Annotated in this window: 21 protein-coding genes; 2 read left to right on the top strand and 19 right to left on the bottom strand. The window is 64.6% G+C overall.

The window, feature by feature from the left end; genetic code table 11:
* Window positions 1-134: 134 nt before the first annotated feature.
* Genes AAF604_04560 through AAF604_04530 form a run of 7 tightly spaced genes read right to left on the bottom strand, consistent with a single transcriptional unit; the run spans window position 135 to window position 6,941 of the window.
* Window positions 135-1,250, bottom strand: a complete 1,116-nt coding sequence (locus tag AAF604_04560; protein MEM7048905.1) for a hypothetical protein — start codon at window positions 1,248-1,250, stop codon at window positions 135-137.
* On the bottom strand, window positions 1,247-3,445 hold the full coding sequence (locus tag AAF604_04555) for a hypothetical protein (protein MEM7048904.1): 2,199 nt from the start codon (window positions 3,443-3,445) through the stop codon (window positions 1,247-1,249). The genes AAF604_04560 and AAF604_04555 overlap by 4 nt, the downstream gene beginning before the upstream one ends.
* Window positions 3,381-3,986, bottom strand: coding sequence for a hypothetical protein (locus tag AAF604_04550; GenBank protein ID MEM7048903.1), 606 nt, complete (start codon window positions 3,984-3,986; stop codon window positions 3,381-3,383). Before AAF604_04550 ends, AAF604_04555 begins: the two co-directional genes overlap by 65 nt.
* The gene (locus tag AAF604_04545; GenBank protein ID MEM7048902.1) at window positions 3,983-4,348 is read right to left on the bottom strand and encodes a hypothetical protein; all 366 of its coding nucleotides are present in this window, start codon (window positions 4,346-4,348) and stop codon (window positions 3,983-3,985) included. Before AAF604_04545 ends, AAF604_04550 begins: the two co-directional genes overlap by 4 nt.
* A gap of 6 nt (window positions 4,349-4,354) precedes the next feature.
* Window positions 4,355-4,762 carry a hypothetical protein gene (locus tag AAF604_04540; GenBank protein MEM7048901.1) on the bottom strand — a complete coding sequence of 136 codons (408 nt, stop codon included), beginning with the start codon at window positions 4,760-4,762 and terminating at the stop codon, window positions 4,355-4,357.
* A gap of 12 nt (window positions 4,763-4,774) precedes the next feature.
* Window positions 4,775-6,124, bottom strand: a complete 1,350-nt coding sequence (locus AAF604_04535) for a phage major capsid protein (protein MEM7048900.1) — start codon at window positions 6,122-6,124, stop codon at window positions 4,775-4,777.
* Between the two features lie 4 nt (window positions 6,125-6,128).
* Window positions 6,129-6,941: a head maturation protease, ClpP-related gene (locus AAF604_04530; protein MEM7048899.1), complete on the bottom strand. Its 813-nt coding sequence runs from the start codon at window positions 6,939-6,941 to the stop codon at window positions 6,129-6,131.
* Between the two features lie 106 nt (window positions 6,942-7,047).
* On the opposite strand from AAF604_04530, the gene AAF604_04525 reads away from it, so the two are divergent.
* Window positions 7,048-7,281: an excisionase family DNA-binding protein gene (locus tag AAF604_04525; GenBank protein MEM7048898.1), complete on the top strand. Its 234-nt coding sequence runs from the start codon at window positions 7,048-7,050 to the stop codon at window positions 7,279-7,281.
* 202 nt (window positions 7,282-7,483) lie between these two features.
* Here the strand turns inward: AAF604_04525 and AAF604_04520 are convergent, their stop codons facing one another.
* From AAF604_04520 to AAF604_04465, 12 genes are all read right to left on the bottom strand, one after another.
* Window positions 7,484-8,443 (bottom strand): hypothetical protein, encoded by a 960-nt coding sequence (locus AAF604_04520; GenBank protein ID MEM7048897.1) that lies wholly within the window; start codon window positions 8,441-8,443, stop codon window positions 7,484-7,486.
* Entirely contained in the window at window positions 8,436-9,701 is a 1,266-nt protein-coding gene (locus tag AAF604_04515) for a phage portal protein (protein MEM7048896.1), read from the bottom strand. Before AAF604_04515 ends, AAF604_04520 begins: the two co-directional genes overlap by 8 nt.
* A 226-nt stretch (window positions 9,702-9,927) precedes the next feature.
* Entirely contained in the window at window positions 9,928-11,472 is a 1,545-nt protein-coding gene (locus AAF604_04510) for a terminase family protein (protein MEM7048895.1), read from the bottom strand.
* On the bottom strand, window positions 11,396-11,875 hold the full coding sequence (locus AAF604_04505) for an HGGxSTG domain-containing protein (protein MEM7048894.1): 480 nt from the start codon (window positions 11,873-11,875) through the stop codon (window positions 11,396-11,398). The genes AAF604_04510 and AAF604_04505 overlap by 77 nt, the downstream gene beginning before the upstream one ends.
* 52 nt (window positions 11,876-11,927) lie before the next feature.
* Window positions 11,928-12,131: a hypothetical protein gene (locus tag AAF604_04500; protein MEM7048893.1), complete on the bottom strand. Its 204-nt coding sequence runs from the start codon at window positions 12,129-12,131 to the stop codon at window positions 11,928-11,930.
* Window positions 12,132-12,573: 442 nt separating this feature from the next.
* A complete protein-coding gene (locus tag AAF604_04495; GenBank protein MEM7048892.1) occupies window positions 12,574-13,083 on the bottom strand; it encodes a hypothetical protein in 510 nt (169 codons plus the stop codon).
* A complete protein-coding gene (locus tag AAF604_04490; GenBank protein ID MEM7048891.1) occupies window positions 13,080-13,325 on the bottom strand; it encodes a hypothetical protein in 246 nt (81 codons plus the stop codon). Before AAF604_04490 ends, AAF604_04495 begins: the two co-directional genes overlap by 4 nt.
* Before the next feature lie 322 nt (window positions 13,326-13,647).
* Window positions 13,648-14,070, bottom strand: a complete 423-nt coding sequence (locus tag AAF604_04485) for a single-stranded DNA-binding protein (protein MEM7048890.1) — start codon at window positions 14,068-14,070, stop codon at window positions 13,648-13,650.
* Window positions 14,071-14,367: a hypothetical protein gene (locus tag AAF604_04480; GenBank protein MEM7048889.1), complete on the bottom strand. Its 297-nt coding sequence runs from the start codon at window positions 14,365-14,367 to the stop codon at window positions 14,071-14,073.
* A 357-nt stretch (window positions 14,368-14,724) separates the two neighbouring features.
* Window positions 14,725-16,149: a site-specific DNA-methyltransferase gene (locus AAF604_04475; protein ID MEM7048888.1), complete on the bottom strand. Its 1,425-nt coding sequence runs from the start codon at window positions 16,147-16,149 to the stop codon at window positions 14,725-14,727.
* Window positions 16,146-16,937 (bottom strand): hypothetical protein, encoded by a 792-nt coding sequence (locus tag AAF604_04470; protein MEM7048887.1) that lies wholly within the window; start codon window positions 16,935-16,937, stop codon window positions 16,146-16,148. The genes AAF604_04475 and AAF604_04470 overlap by 4 nt, the downstream gene beginning before the upstream one ends.
* 335 nt (window positions 16,938-17,272) lie before the next feature.
* On the bottom strand, window positions 17,273-17,515 hold the full coding sequence (locus AAF604_04465; GenBank protein MEM7048886.1) for a hypothetical protein: 243 nt from the start codon (window positions 17,513-17,515) through the stop codon (window positions 17,273-17,275).
* 1,029 nt (window positions 17,516-18,544) lie between these two features.
* Here AAF604_04465 and AAF604_04460 point away from each other — a divergent pair.
* Window positions 18,545-20,767, top strand: a complete 2,223-nt coding sequence (locus AAF604_04460) for a tetratricopeptide repeat protein (GenBank protein ID MEM7048885.1) — start codon at window positions 18,545-18,547, stop codon at window positions 20,765-20,767.
* Window positions 20,768-20,965: the final 198 nt, after the last annotated feature.

Here is a 20,965-nt window from a genome sequence, read left to right as displayed (position 1 = left end):
CACCACCGGCAGCCGAACAGCCACCGCAAAGTGCACATACCGGTGGATCCAAACGCCGAGCTCAGGCAGCCACTTCGCGACTTGCTGGATCGCCGGGCCCAGTTGCTCGAGCGAGAGCTCGCGGGTGATCAAGCTCATCGGCGAGACCTCGGGCTGCCGACGTGCACCTCCCAATAGCCGGGCTCGTCGCGGCTGATCCGGACAATCTCGCCGTCGCGTCCAGCCTCCCGACTCACGAACATCCCGACGGTCGGCGCGACAGGAGCCCCGAGCTTGGGGATCTTTACCACCTGGTCGCCTTCGAGGATCAACTCGTCATCGACGAGCGAGAGATCCACGGCCGAGAACCGACAGCCTTCGAGGGCCCGGTCCACGCCGGGACCGAGCTCGACTTCGGTCCCCTCGGGAAGTGCTGAAGCCAGGGCCGGCTCCACCTCCACGGCGAGATCGTCTTCGACCACGGAAGCGGTCTCGCTCACTTGGTAGACGTTTCCGTCGATCGTGAGGCGGTTCCCGGATTCGACGGAACCCTTGAGCGGCTGAGGCTCGCCCGTCCGGACGCCCTTGACGTGGGTCGAGCGGAGGGTCAGCGCCGAGTCTCCGGCCACCGCCGCGGAGCTAAGCTCGAGCACCGCAGGAGGCTTGCCCTCGAGCGTCGCGAAGAGCGAGTGCGGTTCGAGCACCTGGATGGTCTCGCCGCACCGCTTGCCGATCCTGAGGGCGGAACGCAGGGCGCGCTGCTCGAGCTGGCCGCCGGCGGCAGGCTGAACGGTTCCGCGCCAGCCCACGGCGCCCGAGATCCCGCCGTAGGTCCAAGCCAGCTCCCACTGCTCTCCAAGAACGCCCGTGGGCCAGCCACTCACGACGTAGTCGCCGCCACCAGGGCTCTCGACGACGGTCAGGTCGACCGCCTGGCGCACTCCGTTGGCGAAGAGCCGCAGGTCGAAGGCGTCGCTCGCAAGACCTGACGCCCGGATTGGAATCACGAGAGCCGACGGCGATCCGAGACCACGCTGCCAGATGTCGCCTTGACCGACGCCCGCCGGGTACTCGAACGTGACTTGTGCCCAGGAGGCGGCGCCCGGCGTGGGCAGACCAGAGAGGCGATAGCCCCCGTCCGCCTCGACCTGGACCAGCATCAAACTGGCAACCTCGGCACCGGAGAGGGCGACCCCGTCGCGGTAGAGGCGAACTCCGACATCCTCAAGCGTCAGGCCGGTCTCGCGAATCGGCAAGTAGAGATCGCTCACGAGCAGCTCCCAGGGCCGCCAAGAATTTGCCAGGACGTTCCATCGCACCAACACAACGCGACGGAGTCGTCGCCGTAGAGGACATGCAGCGTGGCCGCCGAGCAGGCGAGCGGCGGCGAGCTCTGGGGCTCTAGCCGGAAAGCGTCGTGAATCGTGGTGGTGGCGACACTGAGGGCCTCCGACGCAGTGAACGCAGAGACTCCTCCCGCGACGCCAAAGAAGTTGTCATTGCCCCCGAAGCCCAGGCCCGTATTAACGTCACCTCGAACGCTGTACATGGGCGACGTCGCCGACGAGCTCGTGTAGATCCGGAAGCCGCTGGAGCCAAGGGCCGTGCCGAAATAACTCGCTCCGAACTCGTATTGGTAGCCACCCGCCCGGATCCAGAAACAGGCATCGTCGCCGATGCACGCGAAACCGGTGTCGCCATCGACATCAAGGGCGAGCTCGACATCAGAATTCGAGCCGGTCCCGGGGAGGCGGAAGCGCCCAGCGCCCAGAAACACATCGCCGGGTGTGCCGTGGCTGGTGCCGAAAAGTGTGAGGCTCTCGCCGGCCGCGATGCCCCCCGAGAGGGACTGACCACCCGGCCGACCACCAAAGAGCGTGTACTGGCTGTGGTCGTCATCCGGCAGCCCCGAAAGAGCGCCATGATCGGTTGCTCCGCCACCGCCACCCCCAGAAGGCGTGGCACAGGTCAACGTGCCATCGGCATCGACGTCGACGACGAAGTCGCCAGGAGAGCACCCCGCCGGATCGCTGTCGAGCTCCAGGGCCGTCGTCGCGGGACCACCCTCCGTCGCTGAGCCGGCGTACCCGCCCGTCGTATCGGTGCCGAGCTCGACGGCGTCCGGAGCAACCTGGGGAGCCGTCGCCGGCCCGGTGAGATCTCCGGCGAGCTGCAGATGGCCGGGAACATCCGAGGTCGCCGCGGAGTCCCACTCGACCGTACCCACGGGAGGGTTCTTCAGGTCCCTAGGCGAGGTGCCGCCTTCTACGGCGCACGAGAGGCCCTCACAGTCGAGAGGAAGAACGAAGGTGTTCGCGGCCTTGGCGCCAATCTTGGTGCTGTTGAGCTGGCAGCTCTGGCTGGTACGACACTTGACGGCGCTTGCCCGCACCGAGCCGTGATCATTCAGCCAGCCGCCCCAGAGCACGAGCGAGGCAGTTTGATCCACCTCGACCGACACCCCACTTGGTGTCCCCGTCTTGAAGTGCTGCACCGACAGGTTCCAGAACTGAGCCGACGGGAAGGTGCTCCCCGTGGCGTAGACGCCCCGCACGACGTGAGGCGAGGCCTCATAGCTGTCCTGAATGTCGACGTTGCGCCCGTAGCAGGCGCCCAGGTCGCACTTGACGATGTTGATGTCGCCTGTCGGCGTTCCCGTTCCCTCGACGCTCACATTGGTCAGCGTCGACACCTGCATCGAGTAAACGTCCCCCGAAGGTTGAGAGGAGACCATCCGGCACTTCGGGTCGGCCGCGGTCGACGTCGACGGCCCGAGGGCGTACAGGCAAGCGATATCGACCAGCGGCCCGGGAGCCAGCGACTCGATCGAATGCGCTTCGGGGTAAAGGACAATGCGCACCCGGGCGGGCAAGGGAAAGTCGGTTCGCGCCTGGGTCACGGCTGCTGCGACGGTCGACTGGCAGCGATTCGCGTCGCAATAGGGACACTTCGAGCTCGAGAAGGACCCGGAGACGAAGTAGGTCGCATCCGGCGCTGGCGTGCAGTGATCCAGGTCGGCGATGTCGGCCTCGCCCAGCGCGCGAAACCCGGCTACACCCCCACCGTCCGGAGCAGCGAACACGAACCGGGAAGGCTCGTTGCTGAAGCAGGGCCCAGAGCCGCAGGACCCCACGCCTGTGACATCCCCAGAGCCTCCGCTTCCACCCGCCAGGAGGGTCCACTCCCCGCCGGCGGGCGGGCAATGATGCAGGCCCACCGAGCGAACCAGACGAATCGTGTCGAGCGCCTTGCCCGAGCAAGCCGGGAGATCCCCGATCGACTCGACCGACTCACGCCAGGTCGCCGAACCGAAGGCCGAGGGATCGAGTCCGATGATCTGGCTCAGGGCCGGAAGGGCGATCAGGAGAGCCGCGCCAGCAAGACGAAGCGAGAGGCGCATCTCAGCCCCCAAATGCGGAACGCTTGAGGTTGTTGCGGACCTCGACGAGAGCCTGCGGCAGGGCATTGAGGCCGTCGTAGACGATCCGGTGACCGTCGATAGCTTCGCTGCTGACGCCCTCGAGCTGGCGACGCTGGTACAGCGTCCGCACAGCTTCGAGGACGTAGGCGGTGACGTCCTCGGGCCCCTGATCCTCGTCAAAGCCGAAGGAGTACTGCACCTGTAGGTTTCGGTGCCCGGGCGGCCAGGCCTCGCCAAGTCGAATCAGACGGCGGCCGTCGACCTCGAGCGAGTCCCAGGGAGCTTCGTCGAGGTCTATCCATGCGTCGCCCTCTGAGGATCGGCACCGCACCGCCAGCAGCGCGCCCACGCCACCGATCTCCTCCTGCAGAACGAGCGGCGACGGACGCCCCTCGCCCAGGCTGAGGAGAGCCCGCCCTCGAGCCGCTCCGGGTCCGGAGAGGATCTCGGTATGGGTCTTGACTGGACCCAGGTACCGAGGGATCCAACCCTCCAGATCGCGGACAACCCCCCGCTCGAAGATGCGGAGGGTTGCCACGCTGGCCGAAGGGTCGACCCAGGCGAGCAACGTGGCGTCCGAGATCAAGCGCTGGCCGTCTTCTTTCGGGGGCGCTGGGCCTTCGTTTTCGGCGTCGCTTTACCTTCGTCCTGCTTCTTGGCCGCCTCGGCCTCTGCCCGGGCCTTCTCGGCAGCCAGCGCCGCCTCGGCCTCTGCCCGGGCCTTCTCGGTGTCGATCGACTCGATCAAGCCCAGCGACGTGAACGACTGAACAAGAACGTCGCAGAGCTCGACCTCGTCGCCCTCGGCAAACTCTCGCAGTTCGCCATCCTGGTACCCCTTGGCGTCCCCAAGGAAACGGCAGAGAACGCGCTCCTCGGGAGGCCGCCTCGATCCTTGATTTGTCATCAGATCCTCCGGAACGAAAGTTGTTGGTCGCTCGCTCAGCACGAGGCGCTAGGCGCTCGGCCAGTCTTCGAGGTGGCCGCGGACCACGATGGCCGAGGCCTCGATGTCGGCATTGCCGTTCTCGGTCGGCTGAACTCGGAGGAAGGTCTTGTACCCTCGGTATCCGAACTTGAAGAGCCCGCCCGCCTGGCTAGGATCGTTCACGACCGGAGCGACCCCCAGGAGGTCGTCGGCGCTCACTTCGGTCGCGTCCGCGAGCAGCGGATCGTCGCCCTCGAACAGCTTGAACTCGAAGTAATTGGAACCGTCGGCAGTCGTGACAATGGGCACGTAGATCACGAGAACGTGCCCCTGCGCCCCCTTGGTGTCGTAGATCGGGGCGTCGGTCTTGGTCGCAGTGAGCTGACCGTGGTCGAGCATCACGTCGACGTCGATATCGCTTTTCAGATCTCGCATCTCAGCTCCTTTCTAGGCGGCGATCCGGAGCTTGCGGGCGGCCTCACCCATCCAGACTCGGGAGCCCCACCGGCGAGTGATGTTGAACTTGACGAACGGAGTCTCGGTGACCTCGTCACGCACGATGCGAAGACCTCGACGGTCGGCGATTCGGTACGTGCGGTACATATTCGCGAAGATCACCGGGATGCCATTCGGGGCGACGTTGTCGAGGTCGACAAACTCCGTCCACGGATGGCCGTGCAGAAGCGAGGGAATTCCCTCCTGATTGGACGGTTGCCACCGATATGCCTCGTTGCCATCCTTGGCGGTCATCGCCTTCACCAGGGCATCCCGCCCCATGAAGTACCGAGCGCTCTTCCGATAGAACGGCGGAAGATTCATCATCAGCTTGATCAGGGAATCGTGCGTGAAGGAGTCGGCCACTCCGCTTGCCATTTCCGGAATGTCCGGTGCCTCCAACAGCCCTTCGGGCTCACCTCGGCCCTTGCCGCGCAGGCCCAAGTACCCTTCGGTGACTCCGAACTGGATGCTGGAGTCGTCCACCAGTTCCGCCTCGAGATTGACCACCGAATCTTCGATCGACGTTTGCGTCAGGGCAGGGGTCGCGGTGTACTCGTAGATCGTGATCTTCTTTCCGACGAACAGGTTTCGCTCGGTGTTGGTGGGCCGCCCCTCTCGCTCACCTCGCTGGGTCAGCGGCTGATGGTTGCCGTTTCGAATGACACCCTCGTAGGACCCGCCGCTGCAGAGAACGACCCGGGCGAACTCCCGCAACGGGTTCATCTCCTGCAGCATTCGCTCGACCTCACTCTCGAAGTGAGGGCGTGCCCAGATGCCGCCGCCGGGACCGTAGTCCGTCGAAAGCGCCGCCTGGGGGTTGAACTGATCGGCTCTCGAACCGTTCTCGATGTGCTTTTGGAAGGCGTTGCCCAACGCGAGAACAGGCCGAGCCTTGGCGGTGACCCCGTCCTTGCCGAAGCGGATATAGGAGTCCTGAGCCGCCTCGTAGTCGTCGAGCCTGCGAGGGTTGTTCGCGTCATAGGGGTCCGTGACTCGCTCGACGTCTTCGTTCGCCGGGACGGGCTGCTGCCGCCCGCTTCCGGCTAGGCGAGCCAGCTTGAGCTCGAGATCGAGCACCTCGTTCGCGATGTTCTTCAGCTTCTGCTGTTCTTCGCCCGCCAGACCCTCGATCTTGGCGAGCCGATCATCGCGAGCGGCAAGCTCGTCCGCATGGAAGGCTTTGAGTTCCCCCCACTTCTGCTGGATCGTTTCGACGATCTCCTTGGCGTCTCCCGTGAGTTCGGGGCGCTTGTCATCGGTCTGCGGCTCGATTTCAGCCGTCTGTGCCGGAGTTGCCAAAGTTCTAGCCTCCCGCCGCGTGTTGCGGCTGTAGGTTCTCGAGCTCCGCAAGGACGGCGCTCAGGGAATCGGCGTCGAGATCCGAAACAGGCTCGGAGCCCTTCGGGGCCGGATAGTTGAAATCGCTGAGATGGGCCTGCACGGCGGCGAGGACAGACTCCTCACCCTCGGGCATGGCGACCGGGAGCTGACCGTTCACGAAACGCTCGACCGCGGCAGCGGGAGCGCTGGGGTGCAGCGAAGACAGATCGAAGGCGGCGGCCCCCTCGATCGCGGGAGCGGCCGAGTTCTCCGGGGCGGCGCTCTTGAACTTCGACCCCGCGAAACCCGCCTTGATCGCCTCGTCCGCGTCGTACCAGGTTTCGGCCTTGATGGCCTCGACCAGCTCGTCCTCCGAGAGCGTCGAGTGCCGCAGGTAGGCCTGCACCATGGGGCCGCGAATCTTGTCGAGGAGGTCCGCCGTGCGGCGGTGCTCAGCCGCGTCACCGAAGGTGAAGCTCTTCGCCTCGTGGATCATGAAGAAGGCGACCTCCGACATCTTCACGTCGTCGCCCGCCATCGCAATCAGCGAGGCCGCGGAGGCGGCGAGCCCATCGATGCAGGTGGTGACCTTGGCCGCGTGCTCGCGAAGCATCGAGTAGATGGCGAAGCCATCGAAGACGCTCCCGCCCGGGCTGTGGATCCGGAGCTCAATCTCCTCAGGATCGCCCAAGGCGTCGAGCTGCTCGCGGAAGGCCGAGGCATTCACGTTCCACGGATTGATCGGTCCGTAGACGTAGATCTGAGACGGCTTGGCTTTCTTTTCGTCGTCGGCCATTGCAGCCCTGGTATACCGACGATGAAGGCGGCTCGGAAGCCGAAACTTCCCAGGTTTCCTAACTTTCCTAGATTTCTCAGATTTCCTAACTTGCTAGAGTCGGGCCATGGAAAACGGCTCGAAAGACGTCCTTCAATCAGCGATCGACCTTCTGCCCCGAGGGGATTATGTTGGGGTTTCAGACCTCGCCAAGGCCGTGGGAATTACGCCCAGGCGAGTGACGATGTTGATCGCCAGCGGGGAGATTCAGGCGCTCCGGCCTGGTCGGTCCTATCGAATCCCGAAGGCCGAGGCGGTGCGGTTTATTCAGGCGGCCGCAGAGCGGGGGGAGGCGGCCTGAGAGATCTGCAAGAGAGGGAGGAGGCTTCCAGTGAGGCACTGGTGACGGCGCCTATCGGGAGAGCTGGGCCTACCAGGAAAGGTTGACCAGCGGAGTCCTGGCCGCAGCCGATGGTGACGCGCCTTCGGTCCGGGGTCAACGCGGGTTCAAGTCCCGCCCTGCTCCCTCTCTTCGCTTCTGCTGTCTCTGGGGACGTGTAACTTTACCGAGGCCGTAAAACCGTCCTCGCCTGGCAGTACCCACCGGGATGCAGCTCCGGCTGCGTCACCGCCTCCACCCCCTTCGGCCCCGAGCCATCACTCACGAATAGCCCGCTCCGAACCTCCCGAGTCGCGCGATCCATCGCCACGCAGCGCGGGCACACGTTGATCACCCGCGTCACCCACTCGAGCACGTATCGGCCGCCGTCAAGGTCCCCCTGGTCGGCCGCCCATTCCCAGACCCGAAACTGACCGCGGTTGCCGGCGGCGTTCGCCTCCGTCCGCGCAATCAGACCAGTCCGGGCCCTCAGAAGGCCCCGGTACCGACGATCGAGGAGCTGCTGGATACGAGAGGAGCTGAGCCCCTTCCCGGCGCCCTCCGGGTCGAGGAGATCCGCCATGTAGCGGTCGAAGACCCTCTGCCGCTGGCGATCCAGCCCGAGCCGCGGCCGGCCTCCCTCGCCATCGAGGGCCAGCAGCGCCCGCTGAATCGCACGCACCGTCGTTGGCTCCTCTCGTAGCGCCCTACCGACCAGATCGCGAATCGCAAAGCGTGTTTGCTCGGTCACCCCTGTGACGAGCGCCCCGATCTGGCGATCGGCCAGCTCCTCGAGCAACTCGGCGATGTCGCCCATGTTCTCCCGGGTCCAGACCTTGCCGAGAGTCTGGGTGGTCTCGCCGGCCGCCCTTGCCGCTCGAGTGAGGACCCTCGAGAGGATCGGTCTCCCGTCCTCCTCGAGCAGGCCGGCGAAGCGACCCCAGGCCGCGTGCTGAGTTAGAAGACGCTCGAGCGTTCCATCCTCGAGCGCCTTCTTGAGCTCATCGATCCCGATCTCGGTCACCAGAATGGCGACCGCGTCGCGGAAGGTGCGGCGCATCTCGCGCACTGCCGGAGTGATCGCCTCGTCGAAGCGTCGGACGAATGCACGCCGGCGCAGGTCTCGGCGGATCGGCTCAGCCATCGCTCAGGCCGCGGGCCTCATCGGCCAGCATCTCGGCGGGCAGGTAATTCCCGGGCACGATCGGGACGTCGCCGCCTGCCTGGTCGGGCAACGGCATGTCGAGGTAGCGCTTGGCGTCGTTGAGAGCCACGCCAGCGTCGCGCAGATCCCGGAGCGCCTTGGCCTTGTCGATGAAGTTCTCCCGAAGCGCCTCGACACTCGAGTAGTCGGGTGCGATCCACATCTCCCCCCACTTGTCCGGTGGCACCAGGGCGCGAGTGAAGGCGTCGGCGAGGATGCGGTTGCTCGACATCACCGGCCCTGCCCATTCGTGGCGCACGAAGATCTCGGCGTTGCTGTAGGTGGCTGCATCGTTGCTAAAGCCGGCGGCGAGGTATCCGAAGCCGATCGCCAACATGTCTCGGGTGAAGGCGCCGCTCTCGACCTGCTGCAGATCGCGGGAGCTCATCCCCATGCTCAGGAGACCCTGGTTGCCGCCGAGGACCATGAACCCGCCGCGGTATCGCTCAGCCCGATCTGCGAGCCAGTCCTCGACATCCTCGCGCTCCTGCGTCGTCTTGAGGGCCTCGTCGGTCAGGATCACCGAAGGGCGACCGTCGTTGACCATCCGGCGCAGCATCATGCGGTCTCGCTCGACGTCGAGGTCGATCAAACGAGCCAGCGCTTGCACCACGCTGAGCCCCCAGATCGGATTCCCAGGGTCGACCCGACGAGCGTGGATGATCTCCTCGGCCGGCCAGGTGCCGCGCCCTCGCTGCGCGTCATCGAACTGGTACTCGGAAATGAAGTCGATCGGGTGCGGAATCGGCTCAACGCCGACCGGTACCTCGGCGTTCAGCTCCATCGGAACCTTGGCGCCGATGCCAGCGCGCAGCATCCGGACCAGCGCGTTGCCCGCGAGGTCGAGATGGGCCGTCGCGGAGGCGATCAGCTCGGCTCGCCCATAGCGGCCATCCCGGCGCGGGTGCTCGATGAGGCGGGCGTATTCGTGATTCGGAACCGGCTCGCCCTTGACGTCTTCGTGATCGGCGCGCTGCCACACGCACCACGGCACAGAGGCCGCCTTCTCGGCCTTGCCCATCACGCAGCGGTAAACCACCGCCGAGGCCTTGAGGCCTTCCTCGGAAGCCTTCTCGGCATCCCAGTCCGGATAGTAGGGGCTCCCCGGAGTAATCCCGGGCAGCGAACGAAGGGGCGCGCCCGAGGCGCGCCTTGCCGCCCCCGCAAGCCGCCGATCGAGACTCTCGAACATCTTCATCTTGATCTCCTTTTCGACTCATCGGTCAGCGTGCGGACTCCGAACCAGAACGTCAGCGCCAGCGGGAGAAGGCCCCCGTAGGCCAGCAGAAAGAGGCCTGCCGATCCGGCCCAAATCGCGACCGGATCCCACGGCAGAAGCCTCGAAATCGAGTATGTCAACAACGCCCAGCCCGCGGTCCAGGACCCCAGGGCGGCCCAGCCCGAAACGTCTTTCGGTTTGCTCTTCATCGCCGATTCCCCCCCCCATAGACCTCGCCGTAGACGCTCGTCGGGGCCGAGCCATAGCCGCGCCACCCCCGAACCGCGAGGGCCAGCGCCATGACGCAATCGTCGTAGGCCCCCGGCGGCGCGGAGTAGCGAACCCCGGTCGCGGTGTACTGATACTCAAAGGACTCGAGCTCGTTGGTGATCACACCTCGGGGAACCTCTCCGGCCCCCCTCGAGATCCAAGTGGACAGCTCGACCATCAGCTCTTGCTTCGACGAAGGCGAGAACTTGAAGCCCTCGACGTTCCCCCGGCCTTCCTGGATCTGCTCCACCACCGGGTCACCGACCCCTGTCGCGTCGACCAGTGCCGGGACGCTCGTGCCGACGTGCTGCCGAATGTCGGCCATCGTGAAAGTCCAGTCGCGTTGATAGCGAACAAAGCGGCAGACCCGGCCCTGCTCGTCGAGGGCGATACCGACGGTGTAGTCGACGGACTTTGCGAGATCCCAGCCCCAGATCACGGGCTCGCCATCCGACAAGCTCGGCACGGTGATCGCCTCGATCTTGTCGATACCGAAGGGGTTGCCCTCGTCGGAGGCCGGCTCCGCCTCGTAGAGTTCCTTGAACGCCGCCTCCGGCAGCGAGCGCCGCGCGTCCTCGATCTCCTCCTCGTCGAGAACGCCTCCCTGGACCGCATCGCGCCAGGTGAGACGGAAGTAGGCCCGGCCGGGCTCCTTTGCCTCGGCCTTGCGCGACTCGCGGTAGAAGAAATTCTTCCGGCCCTTGACGTTGCCAATCAGGCGGGCTGGTCCCTTGGTGGCCGTCAGGGTCGAGCGGACCGCGATGAAGATGTCCTCGGAAACGCGGGAGGCCTCGTCGAGGACCGCGGCACCGACGTCCTCGCCATAGACGTTGTCCGGGCGGTCGGCCGAGAGGTGCCAGATGGTGGCGCCGTTGGGAAGCGTGATCGTCAGCTCCGAGCGGTTGGCGATGTAGGCCTGGCGCGGTATGGCGCGCTCGAATCGGCGGAACACCATGCGGCTCTGCCGGTAGGTCGGGGCCACCCACCAGAAGTTGGCACCGGGGCGGCCGCGGAGGGCCTGCTCGAGGAGCCAGACCATGCAGCCGGCGGTCTTGCCGGCCTTCGTCGACGCCTCGATGAACACCCAGCGCGCCGGATCGAAGAGCGCCTGCTCTTGCTTCGGGTAGAGGCGGGGGCGGTTCCAGGCGTAGAGCTTAGGGCGCTGGGCCAAGGCGGAGGCGGAGGACGCTTGCGGAGCCTGATGGGACCAGCTCTCAATCCGGGAGTAGTACTCGACGTCGTCGGCGTCAAGGGACAGGTCCTCGGTCTCGCGAACGGCGATCGGCGAGGCGGCGCCAAAGTCGAAGCTGAAGGCAAACCGGTCGGGCTCCGGCTCCAGAGGATCGAACGTGATCCAGGGCCGGCGGAGGGTGGCCGCCTGGCGCAGGCCGCGGAGGGCCGCGCTACGAACCGATTCGGAGAGATCCCCAGTCTCGCTCGATGGCGGCGAGAGCTTCGGGATCTCGAACGTGTCGGGCAACGGCGACTCCTAGCTGTTCGATGACGCGGTGGAGAGTCTCAAGGGTGACGGCGCCCGAGGCCTGGCGCTTGTGGATCTGGTCGGCCAGGCGGGCGGCCTCGCCCGCGAGGCGTGCAACAGTCGACGGGGCGCCGTCGTTGCGCAGGGCGTAGACCGCGCAGGCTCGGACGAGCTCGAGGTCAGGAAGGGCGTCGAGCGGGTCCGTGTCGGCCTCGCGCAGTTCGTCCAGGATGTCGCCCAGGCGGTCGCGGGCGACCTTGGAGTAGCGGCCGTGCTTGATGGGCTTGGCGCCTCCGTGCAGCTTGCAGCGCCCGGAGCCTTCGTGGTCCGTACCCCAGCCAGCCACCTGCTGACAGGGAGTGCCCGCCCGGGTCTTGGCCCCGCATTTCGGCTTGACCGTCATGGGGTATCCGCTGAATTGGGACCGTCATGGGGTATCCGCTGTCGCAGTTTGGTCAACGCTCGCCCTCCTTCGCCGGGAAGAGGCTGTGCTCGACCACCAGCACCCAGCCGGCATCCCCGGCTGACATCCAAAGCCGGTCATCGTCGTCGCGCTGAATCATGCGGGTCCGCAACCCTGCACGGATCTCCTTGCCACTCAGGGTGACGGCGACATCCCTGCGACGTCCCTGCCATGGCGACCGAGCGCCAGCGCTCACGACCCCTCCCTATCTCGACAGTCGCGACACCGACACAGTCCGGTCTCGCAGGTAGGCCAATCGCCAATTCGAATCTCGATTCGCCACCCACCGGAATGCACCGCTCGGAGGATCAGGTCTCCAGGCTCCGGCGGCACTTTGCGGGCCATCTTCTCGATGCTGGCTCGGACCTTCCTGCCGTCTTTTCTGGCCTCGGCGACGAGCTTCCGCACCATCTCCAGCCACGGTCCGTCGTCCGCATCGGCAAGGGAGTCGGGAGGGAGGGGGCGGCGCCGAGAGTGCCAGGAGGAAGCCGGCGGGGCCTCCGGGGGAGGGATGTTCGGAGCGCGGAACAAGTAGGAACGATCGACGCGGCGGTACCGAGGGCAACCGTCGGCATGCCAGCCGTTTCGCGCGAAAAAGGAGCGGCAGTTGCAGCGGCGGAGCCACCACGGGAGGCGGATCACGCCGACCTCCCGAGGATCTCGTCGAGCACCTGGGAGGTCCCTGGCTCGATCTCGAAGCCGCTCCTACGGCAGGCCTCCGCAAGCTGTGGCAAGTGGTCCGCGTACCGCCTTCGGAGGCTGTTCGGAACCGGCTCCCGGAGGTTGTCCTCCATGTCGACGAATTTGACGAGCTGGGCCATCAGGCCGCCGCGGACGAAGACCTGATCGATGTACTCCGAGTACGCGATTGAGTCATCCCTAGAGAGGATCAGGACCGCCGCTGCTACCCGTCGGCCGAAAAGAGCATCGATCATTGGGTGCGTCGCGACGGTGTCCTCGATGGCGTCGTGCAGGAAGCCGGCGATCTCCGCCTCGCGAACCTCCATCCGGGGCCGCCCCGCCCGCCAGAGGAGCGCACCGACGCGGACCCCGACTCGTTGAACGTGGTCGAAGATCGGTAAGCCCGCCTTGTCGACTTGCCCGGCATGAAGGATTCCCGCCCATCTCTTGGCTCGCTCAACAATCACGCCGCATCCCTCCATCGCAACAGCATCCCCTCGCGAAAGTACTCCCCAGCGCCAGGCGAAACTTCGCGGGTGGGCTCGTAGTCCTTGGCGATGAGCGTCGCCACAGCCTCCTCGAGCCAGTCCCAGGAGGGCGCGTGGAACTCGACGACTCGGCCCGTCGAGATGGCGATCAGATCCGGAGAGACCCCCAGGGCATCCCGCTCGGCACGGCAGTCCGCGCAGAGACCCGAGCCCCGGGGCATCGAGTCGCCGCAGCCGCCACAGGTGACCGTCGGTGAGAACTCGCGGTTGACGTAAGAGCACTTTCGGCACTGGACCGCCCCCTTGGACTTCCGGCCCTTACAGGTTGGGCAGGTGCGCGCCGCCTGCGAGTCGTGGCGATCTTGCTCCCCCCGCGCCCAGCAGGCGTAGCACTGCTTCGCCCGAGTGCCCCTGAGGATCGCGCCGCAGCCCGGGCAGTGACGGCGAGGCTTCGCGGCGGCACGGCGGGCCTTGACAGCGCACCCCCGGCAACGCTTGGACTTGCGGCTCTTGAGGCCTCCGCAGTCCGGGCAGCGATGGGCGTCAGAACGGGATGTCGTCATCTTCGATCTCCGGACCGTGGTCGCCTCCTCCCGTGCCCGAGTAGCCGCTCGAGGCGCCCCGGTCGTCCCGCTCGCCGCGCTGGCCGAGCATCTGGAAGTTGTCGCAGACGATCTCAGTGCGGTACTTCTTTTCGCCGGTCTTGCGGTCCTCCCAGGAGCGGGTCTGGAGACGGCCCTCGATGTAGACCTGTTTGCCCTTCTGCAGGAAGCGGCCGGCGATTTCCGCCGACTTGCCCCAGCAGACGATGTTGTGCCAGGTGGTCTCGCTTTGGCTCTGACCCTCCCGGTCGCGCCAGCGGCGAGAGGTGGCGAGGCTGAAACTGGCGACGGATTGACCGTTGGGCGTGTTTCTGACTTCGGGATCGCGGCCGAGGTTCCCGACAAGGATTACTTTGTTGACCATTTAGGCACCCTCCGGGGTGACCTCACCCGTCCATATGTCGATGTCGAAGGCGAGGCCGTCGCCCTCGGCGCCACAGTGCTTGGCGACTGCCTCTGCGAAGGCGTCGATCGCTGCGGCGTCCAGGACGAAGTGCGGCAGCGCCTCAAGAGCGCCACGAACCTTGGCGATCGCACAAGCGCAGTCCAGACTCGTGCACTCGGAGCCGTAGCAGGATCCGGCCCAGATGATGCTCTTCTCGGCAGCTTCCAACGCCTCGCGAACGATGCCGAAGAGCGGCTCAATGTCGGGCCTGGTCACTCGCCACCGCCTTCCGAGTGCTTCCGCACCTCCCTGCGGAAGGCTTCCCGATCCGCCCGGAGCTCTCGGTCCGCCGCCCTTACCTTGGCGCGAGCCCACTCCGAGAAAATCGCGAGGATCCGAATCCAAAGCACGTCGTGATGAACGCTCACGACGCCAAAGTCACCGGGCTCCGCTCCCGAGCGACGGACCAAGGCGCGACGAGCGCGAGTTGCTGACCAAGCCCACGTCAGGAAGCTGCCCTCGTCGGGAAAGACGTCGTCCCAGGCAAGGAAAAGAAAGGGAATCCTCATGCGCTCTCCTTCAGGCGGCCGGTGGCCGCCGGGGTTGTGTCATTCGGGATTGCGGGTAGAACCATCAGGCGGCGCCCTCCTCGAAGAGCGGCCCGGAGATCGGAGCGAGCTCGGCCGGCTTCGACAGGCGGACATTCGGGTCCGCCTCGCCGATCCGGTCGCGAGCCATTGAGCAGTAAGCGAGGGAGCGCTCGAGGCCGAGGAACGAGCGACCGAGGCGAAGGGCGACGAGCCCCGTCGTGCCGCTGCCGGCGAAGGGGTCCAGGACCAGAGAGGGGCGCGCCGGCGCATCGCAGTCGCAGGCGGGACGGTGGCCCTGGACACCACCAAAAGTGGAGCGCCATCCGGTCGACGAGGTCCTCGAACCTTGGGTTCCGGGAACGTGGGCCGGCTTGCGCTTGCCGGCGCCAGGACGGCGCTCGATGATCGGGAGCCAGGGAGTGCCGCAGCTCGAGCAGCAGCCGGCCTCAGGAGTCGACGAGAGGATGCAGGGCTCGACGAGGCGCTCGGGAAAGGTGGCGAAGTGGGCGCCTGAGAATGGCTGCGTGGAGATCTGCCAGACCGAGCGAAGGTTGCGGCCGTTCGGATGGTAGCGGCCGCCCTGCGACTCCATCCAGGCGTTGAGGGCCTCCCCTCGACTCTCCACGCCCTCGCCCTTCCGCGGCGTAGTCTTGACCGTTCGGGTCTTTGGAGAGAGAGGCTCCCTGACGGACTCTCCACAGCCGAAGTAGTCCGAGGAATTCGTCAGCATGAACAGGTGCTCGTGCGCCGTCGTTGGGCGCCAGGAGCCGCGGCGAAGAACGAACCCATCATTGGGTTCGCACGAGGAGCACCCCGGACAAGGTTCCCAAGTCGCAGCACCAGGCGAGTCCACCGTTCCGCCGGAAGAACCGAAGCACCCCGAGCGGCTCGCCCCTTCCGGTCGCTTCGAAGGGTGATCGCCTTGCCAGCCGCCGCCCACTTGGCGCCTACAGCGCTCCCACCGTGGGCTGGTGATCGTCTCCGGGAAGGGATTCGACTTGTGCCAGATGACGTTCTGGCGCAGGAACCAGCCCGCCGACTGCGCCGCGAGCGCAAAGCGCCAGGGGATGCCGAGGAGGTTCGTGTCCGGCACCCCGTCGACCCGCTTTGAGATCTCGACCTTCCGGGACTCGGCTTGGTTGTTCCGAGTCCCCGCAAGGTTGGAGTGATCGCCCTCGGGTCCGCGGCGCCCGCCGGCGTAGGTGTCCCCCAGATTTACCCAGCACACCCCGTCGGCCCGAAGCACGCGGCGCACCCCATCGAACACCTCAACCAGGTGCTCGACGAAGGCGTGAGGGGTTGGCTCGAGGCCAAGGCAACAGACGGTGCCATCCGCCCAGCGCGTCGGCGGGATGCTGTAGTCCCGGAGCCCCCAGTAGGGAGGCGAGGTCACGACGCACTGGACGGAGTCCGAGGGCAGGGCAGCAAGGCCCTCGAGCACGTCGGTGCAGAGGACCGACCACGTCACGCCGCCACCTCAACTCTCCCGGCCATGGAGAGCAGCCCAAAGAGAGACGAACGCGTACGCTGCCACCAGTGGGTCCACTCCGTTTCCGGTGGCACGGAGTCGGTCCACTCGGGGGGCCAGCCCATCAGCCACGCCGCGAAGGCCGGGTTGAGCTTCCTCCCGCCGCTGCTCTTGCCATCCGATGGGAGCTGCGGGTAGGAGATCTGGGCGAGCACCTGCGATAGCTGCCCAAGCTCGGAAGGCGTTTCGACTGAGGGCGTACCGGGGAAGATCGAGGCCTCGCGGCAGAGGTCGCGGTGATTCGAGGTCGGACCGTTTGCGTCCTTCGCGACCGGCGTCGCCCAGCTCTGGACCGCGTCGGTCAGAGTCTCGCCGGCGTGCCTGTTCGGACCCGCATCCCCTCGGAAGCCGGCGCCGTCCAAGGCGACCACGGTTGGCCACGTCTCCAGCGGCCACAGTCTCGCGGCCTGAGACAACTCCGTCACCGCTTTCCGCGCGCCGGTCGTCATGCTGTCCTTCATGGCCGCGTAGCTGGCGGGTGAGTTCCCGAGCTCGGTCAGTGTCGCGGTCGGCCAGGACGAAGCACCGGATGCGGCCGTGGTTCGCGCCGCACTCCTCCGAGCTCCATAGTCCCGCCGCAACGCGGTAGCCCAGATCTTCCAGGGATCCGGCAACTCGCCAAAGCCCGGAAGGGTCTCCTGCGAATCCGGCGACGTTTTCGAGAAACACGAGCCCGGGTTGGAACGCCCCAATCGCTCGACGAGTGGCCGGCCATAGATCTCGAGCATCGTCTTTTCCACGGCGGAGGCCGGCGCCGCTGTAGGGCTGACAGGGGATGCCGCCGAAGAGGAGGCCGAGGCCGCCGAGCCGTCGGACTTCCCGCTCGACAAAGGGGCGGGCGCCGAGTCGGGGATGGCAAAGCAACCGGAGGTCAGACCAGACAGGCGCCGGAGCCAGGACGCCCTCTTCCATCTGTGTCGCCAGGTGCGCGGCGCAGAACGCTTCCCCCTCCACATACATGATTGGGCGCAGCGCGCCGCCAAGAGCGATGTCGACGCCGTGGTCGAGCATCCCGACTCCGGTACAGACGGAGAGGGCGGTGACGGCGGAATGTACAGCCACGTCACGCCGCCCCCTTGCGCTCAGGGACCGGAACCTCGACCGCCTCGAGGCGGAGGCTGTAGCGCTTACGGATGATCCGCCACGCAGCCCGGCGACGGTTGGGATACTTGAGGGCGTGCCGGCTCTCGTGCTGAACCAGGGCGTAGTCGATCAGGTCGCAGCGATCGAGGGCGAGGTGACGGATCTTCGGCCCGTCGGGGGTGTCCTGGATGAGGGCCTGCCAGGTCTCGCAGGAGGCGCTCATTTGAGGCTCTCCCCAGACGCAAGTAGGGCGGCCCGAAATCCCTCAAGCCGCCCTAGAAACGCATGCAGGACCTCCCCCGCTGCTACCGCATCGCCCTCTTCGTCGTCGTCCTCGTCGCTGCCTCGGGAAGGGTTTAAAGTGGGTCCACTGTGGGCCACCATTCCTTCCCTCCTTAATCAGTCGGTCAGAAACGCTGGAGCAGAAGGTCTTGGTGTGCGCCACCGCGCTCACAGGGCGCGATGGCGGCACGGCAAGTCCCTTGGGAGCTAGCTCCTCCGTTCCGCACCTCTTTTCACTCACTCACGCTGGAGCAGATGGCTTCGGGGTGCGCCAGCGCTCCCGAGGAGCGCGGGTGGCGGCACGGCAAGTCCCTAAGGCGACTGGACCCTCCAGTGAATCTCTCCTTGGCAGTCGATCAGTCAGGCCTGAGCAGAAGGCATTAAGTGCTCCGAAGCTTACGGTGGCGTTGCGAAAAGATCATTTGAATCTAGTGAAATCTCCAGGTCTCAACTGGCCTAAATGGAGTCCGCGAGCGACAACCGAATTTTCGAAGAAGGCATGTCGACCTGCAAACGCTAAGGCTGAGCGGCCCCTTTCTGGGCTGGAAGATGCTGATGGAGCTTTCTGTCAAAAATTCCCCTTGACGCTTAGCCCGGAAGCACTCACCGAAAATCTCTAGCCCTCATTCTTAACTGGGTGGCTTGGTCGCCCACACCGCAGGACACACTTCTTCCCAGCATGACAGACCGGCTCCGCATCGAGTTAGACCGCACGCAGATACTCCAACGTCGGAGCTTGCGAAGAGAGTCTCAACGGCAGCTCTCCCTAAAGCTACCGACACGCGAAGTCGTTGAACCTTCAGCGCGACCTAAATTATCGACAGATTCGGATTCGCACATGAGCAATACAGGCTTGGCCTAAAGGCTGCGGCTCGCTAGTATCTTGAAGCCGCTAACGCGCAAAATCGAAAGACCCCAAGGACAGATCGCCCCGTGGGGGCGCTACGCCGAGAAGGGGGGAACCCGACAAGTGACCGACTTCTTTTCTCCAGTCCTCGCAGCTGGGTGGATCGCCAAACTCGTCTCTCGCCTCGGCCAGGTCAAAGGGGAGCGCTCAAAGCAAATTGAGCAGCTCTCCGACGCCTTCGGGGACGCGAGAATCCTGGCAAGAAACTACATCAACCCAGACTGCCAGCTGCTGAATCCTGCCGACTTCAATGAAGATGACCCGCGCCGATCTCTTCAAACTCCTATAAGTCACTGGATCGATGAGTTTCTTGCCGGTGAATTCGAGATCAAAGATGGCCGTAATACCGTCTTCATCCTCTCGGACGCCGGAATGGGCAAGACGTCGCTCTTAATGATGCTACAACTCACAGCCATTCTGGGCTTCTGGCCCAAGTCAATTAGGTTCAGGATCTTGGCCCTTGGGACAGACACACTGAAAAAGCTAGAGGAGCATCAAGGAAAATCTAAGACCATACTCCTGCTCGACGCGCTTGACGAAGACCCAACCCGCGAGAGAATCGAGACTCGCGTCACCAACCTGTTAGACGCCTCGAAGCACTTCCGACGAGTTTTCATAACTTGTCGCACGCAGTTCTTCCCAAAGACCGATTCAGAACTCAAGGAAGAGCCCGGAAAGATGAGCATTGGCGGTTTCAGCAACTGCAACCTCCTGTATCTCTCACCATTCTCGAACAACCAGATAAACGAGTATCTGTCGAAGAAATACCCAACCGGGCCGACTTCAAGAATCAAGCGTTGGTTCTCCCACAGCGAGGAGCCCAAAGAGCGAGCCAGAAAGCTGGTTGGGCAGATGAAGTCTCTTCGAATGCGCCCCATGCTGCTCGCCTACATCGACGACCTAATGAATATGGACCTAAGAGAGCAGGCCTCTGAGTACGACATCTACGAGGCCTTGGTTCGGCACTGGCTAGAGCGGGAACAACGGAGACGAAAGAACCGAGGTGCCACCACGTCCGAGCTCTGGGATGCTTGCGTTCGCCTTGCGCTGCACATGCAAGGACAGGAGGCCGAGGGAAGGCAGATTCGATCGATCGGGGAGCAGGAACTAGACAAGCTTCTAGAAGACCATCCTGCAAATCTGTCAGGACTCGAGTTTGGAGGCCAATCACTCCTCAACAAAACCTCACGCGACGAGTTCCGATTCGCGCACTATACGATTCAAGAGTTCCTCGTAGCTCAGAGTCTTCTTGGCCGAAAGCCTTTTCCACTCGACGAGCCAATAATGGTGACTCAGCAAATTGCGTCACTAATCGAAGGAGAGATCCGACCATTCCGAAGCCTAGAGAAAGTCCGCTGGAAAATGATGAGAGGAGTACCCGAAGAGAGCCTACTTCACGAGCGCGAGATTCTCGCCCCAGGAGCAGCTTATTCGATCGCAGATATCAGAAAGGCACTGGGACGCGGCCTGAGCTACGAGGCTAGGCCTCTACCTCTCTACTACTACTATTATTCCACCAGTCTCCGGTCTCAGCGATCGCTCTCAGGGGCAATACTCTCCAGCCTGATAGCTGCGGAGAACAATCTCGCACTCCTCTACGAGAGTCTGGGAGATTTGAAAGGAGCCCGTCGGAGATTCCGGCTCGCAGTCGGCCTAGGGTGGCTCATTGAGCCGCCCAGCGAAGTCATCCAAAATCTTCACCGAAGATTCGGAGGACTATTAGCTCGCCAGACTCACTTCGACGCTGCAATTGTGCATCACGAGATAGCACTTCAGCACATTCGGATGCTCAGCACGGAAAAGGGGGAAGAGAAAGAGCTCACGCAGCTCAGAACTCTAGGGGACCTTGAGTTCCAAACCGGAGACTACTCGGCAGCCGAAGGACGGTTCGTGAGTGCGCTGTCTCTCGCCGGTAGGCTGAATGCTCCCGACGATGCTGCATACTGTTGCAGTCGCCTAGGGGACATTTTCGCCGAACTCGGCGAACTTGACTCGGCGGTACGCTGGTTCAGATCGTCAGTGGGCACACGACAGGAAATTGCCGACCAAGATGGCGCAGCAGGAGCCCTGGTTAAACTCGGAAGAACCTTCACGAGGCAAGGCAAGTACTCGCTCGCAGCCGAGTCATTCGAGCGAGCCTTGTCAGCCAGTCAGCTGGCAGAGAATGCTGGAGGCGTGAAAGTCGCTCTCAACGGGCTAGCAAATGCTCTTCAGGCTATGGGAAATCTCGATGAGGCCGAGATTAAGTACAGATTAGCCCGCGAGATCACAGACTTGGGGGGTTGATTGGACGTGCCCCGATCTTGTAGACGGTTATCAGCCTAAAGATTTCTCTTTCTCAGCAGGCAGTTTAATCGCGGTAGCAGTGGTCGCGTCAGCGGCCGTTGCCACCGCCCCCCGGAGGTGACCGGGGGCGGTCCGCGCGGCTTGGCGTTCGACTTCGGCTGGACTGAGGTAGCCGAGAGCCGAGTGCAGCCTGCGGGT

The sequence above is a fragment of the Acidobacteriota bacterium genome, from assembly GCA_039028635.1.
Lineage (GTDB): Bacteria > Acidobacteriota > Thermoanaerobaculia > Multivoradales > JBCCEF01 > JBCCEF01.
Note: the sequence above shows the minus strand (reverse complement) of the source record. Positions and strands in the feature narration are given on the sequence as shown.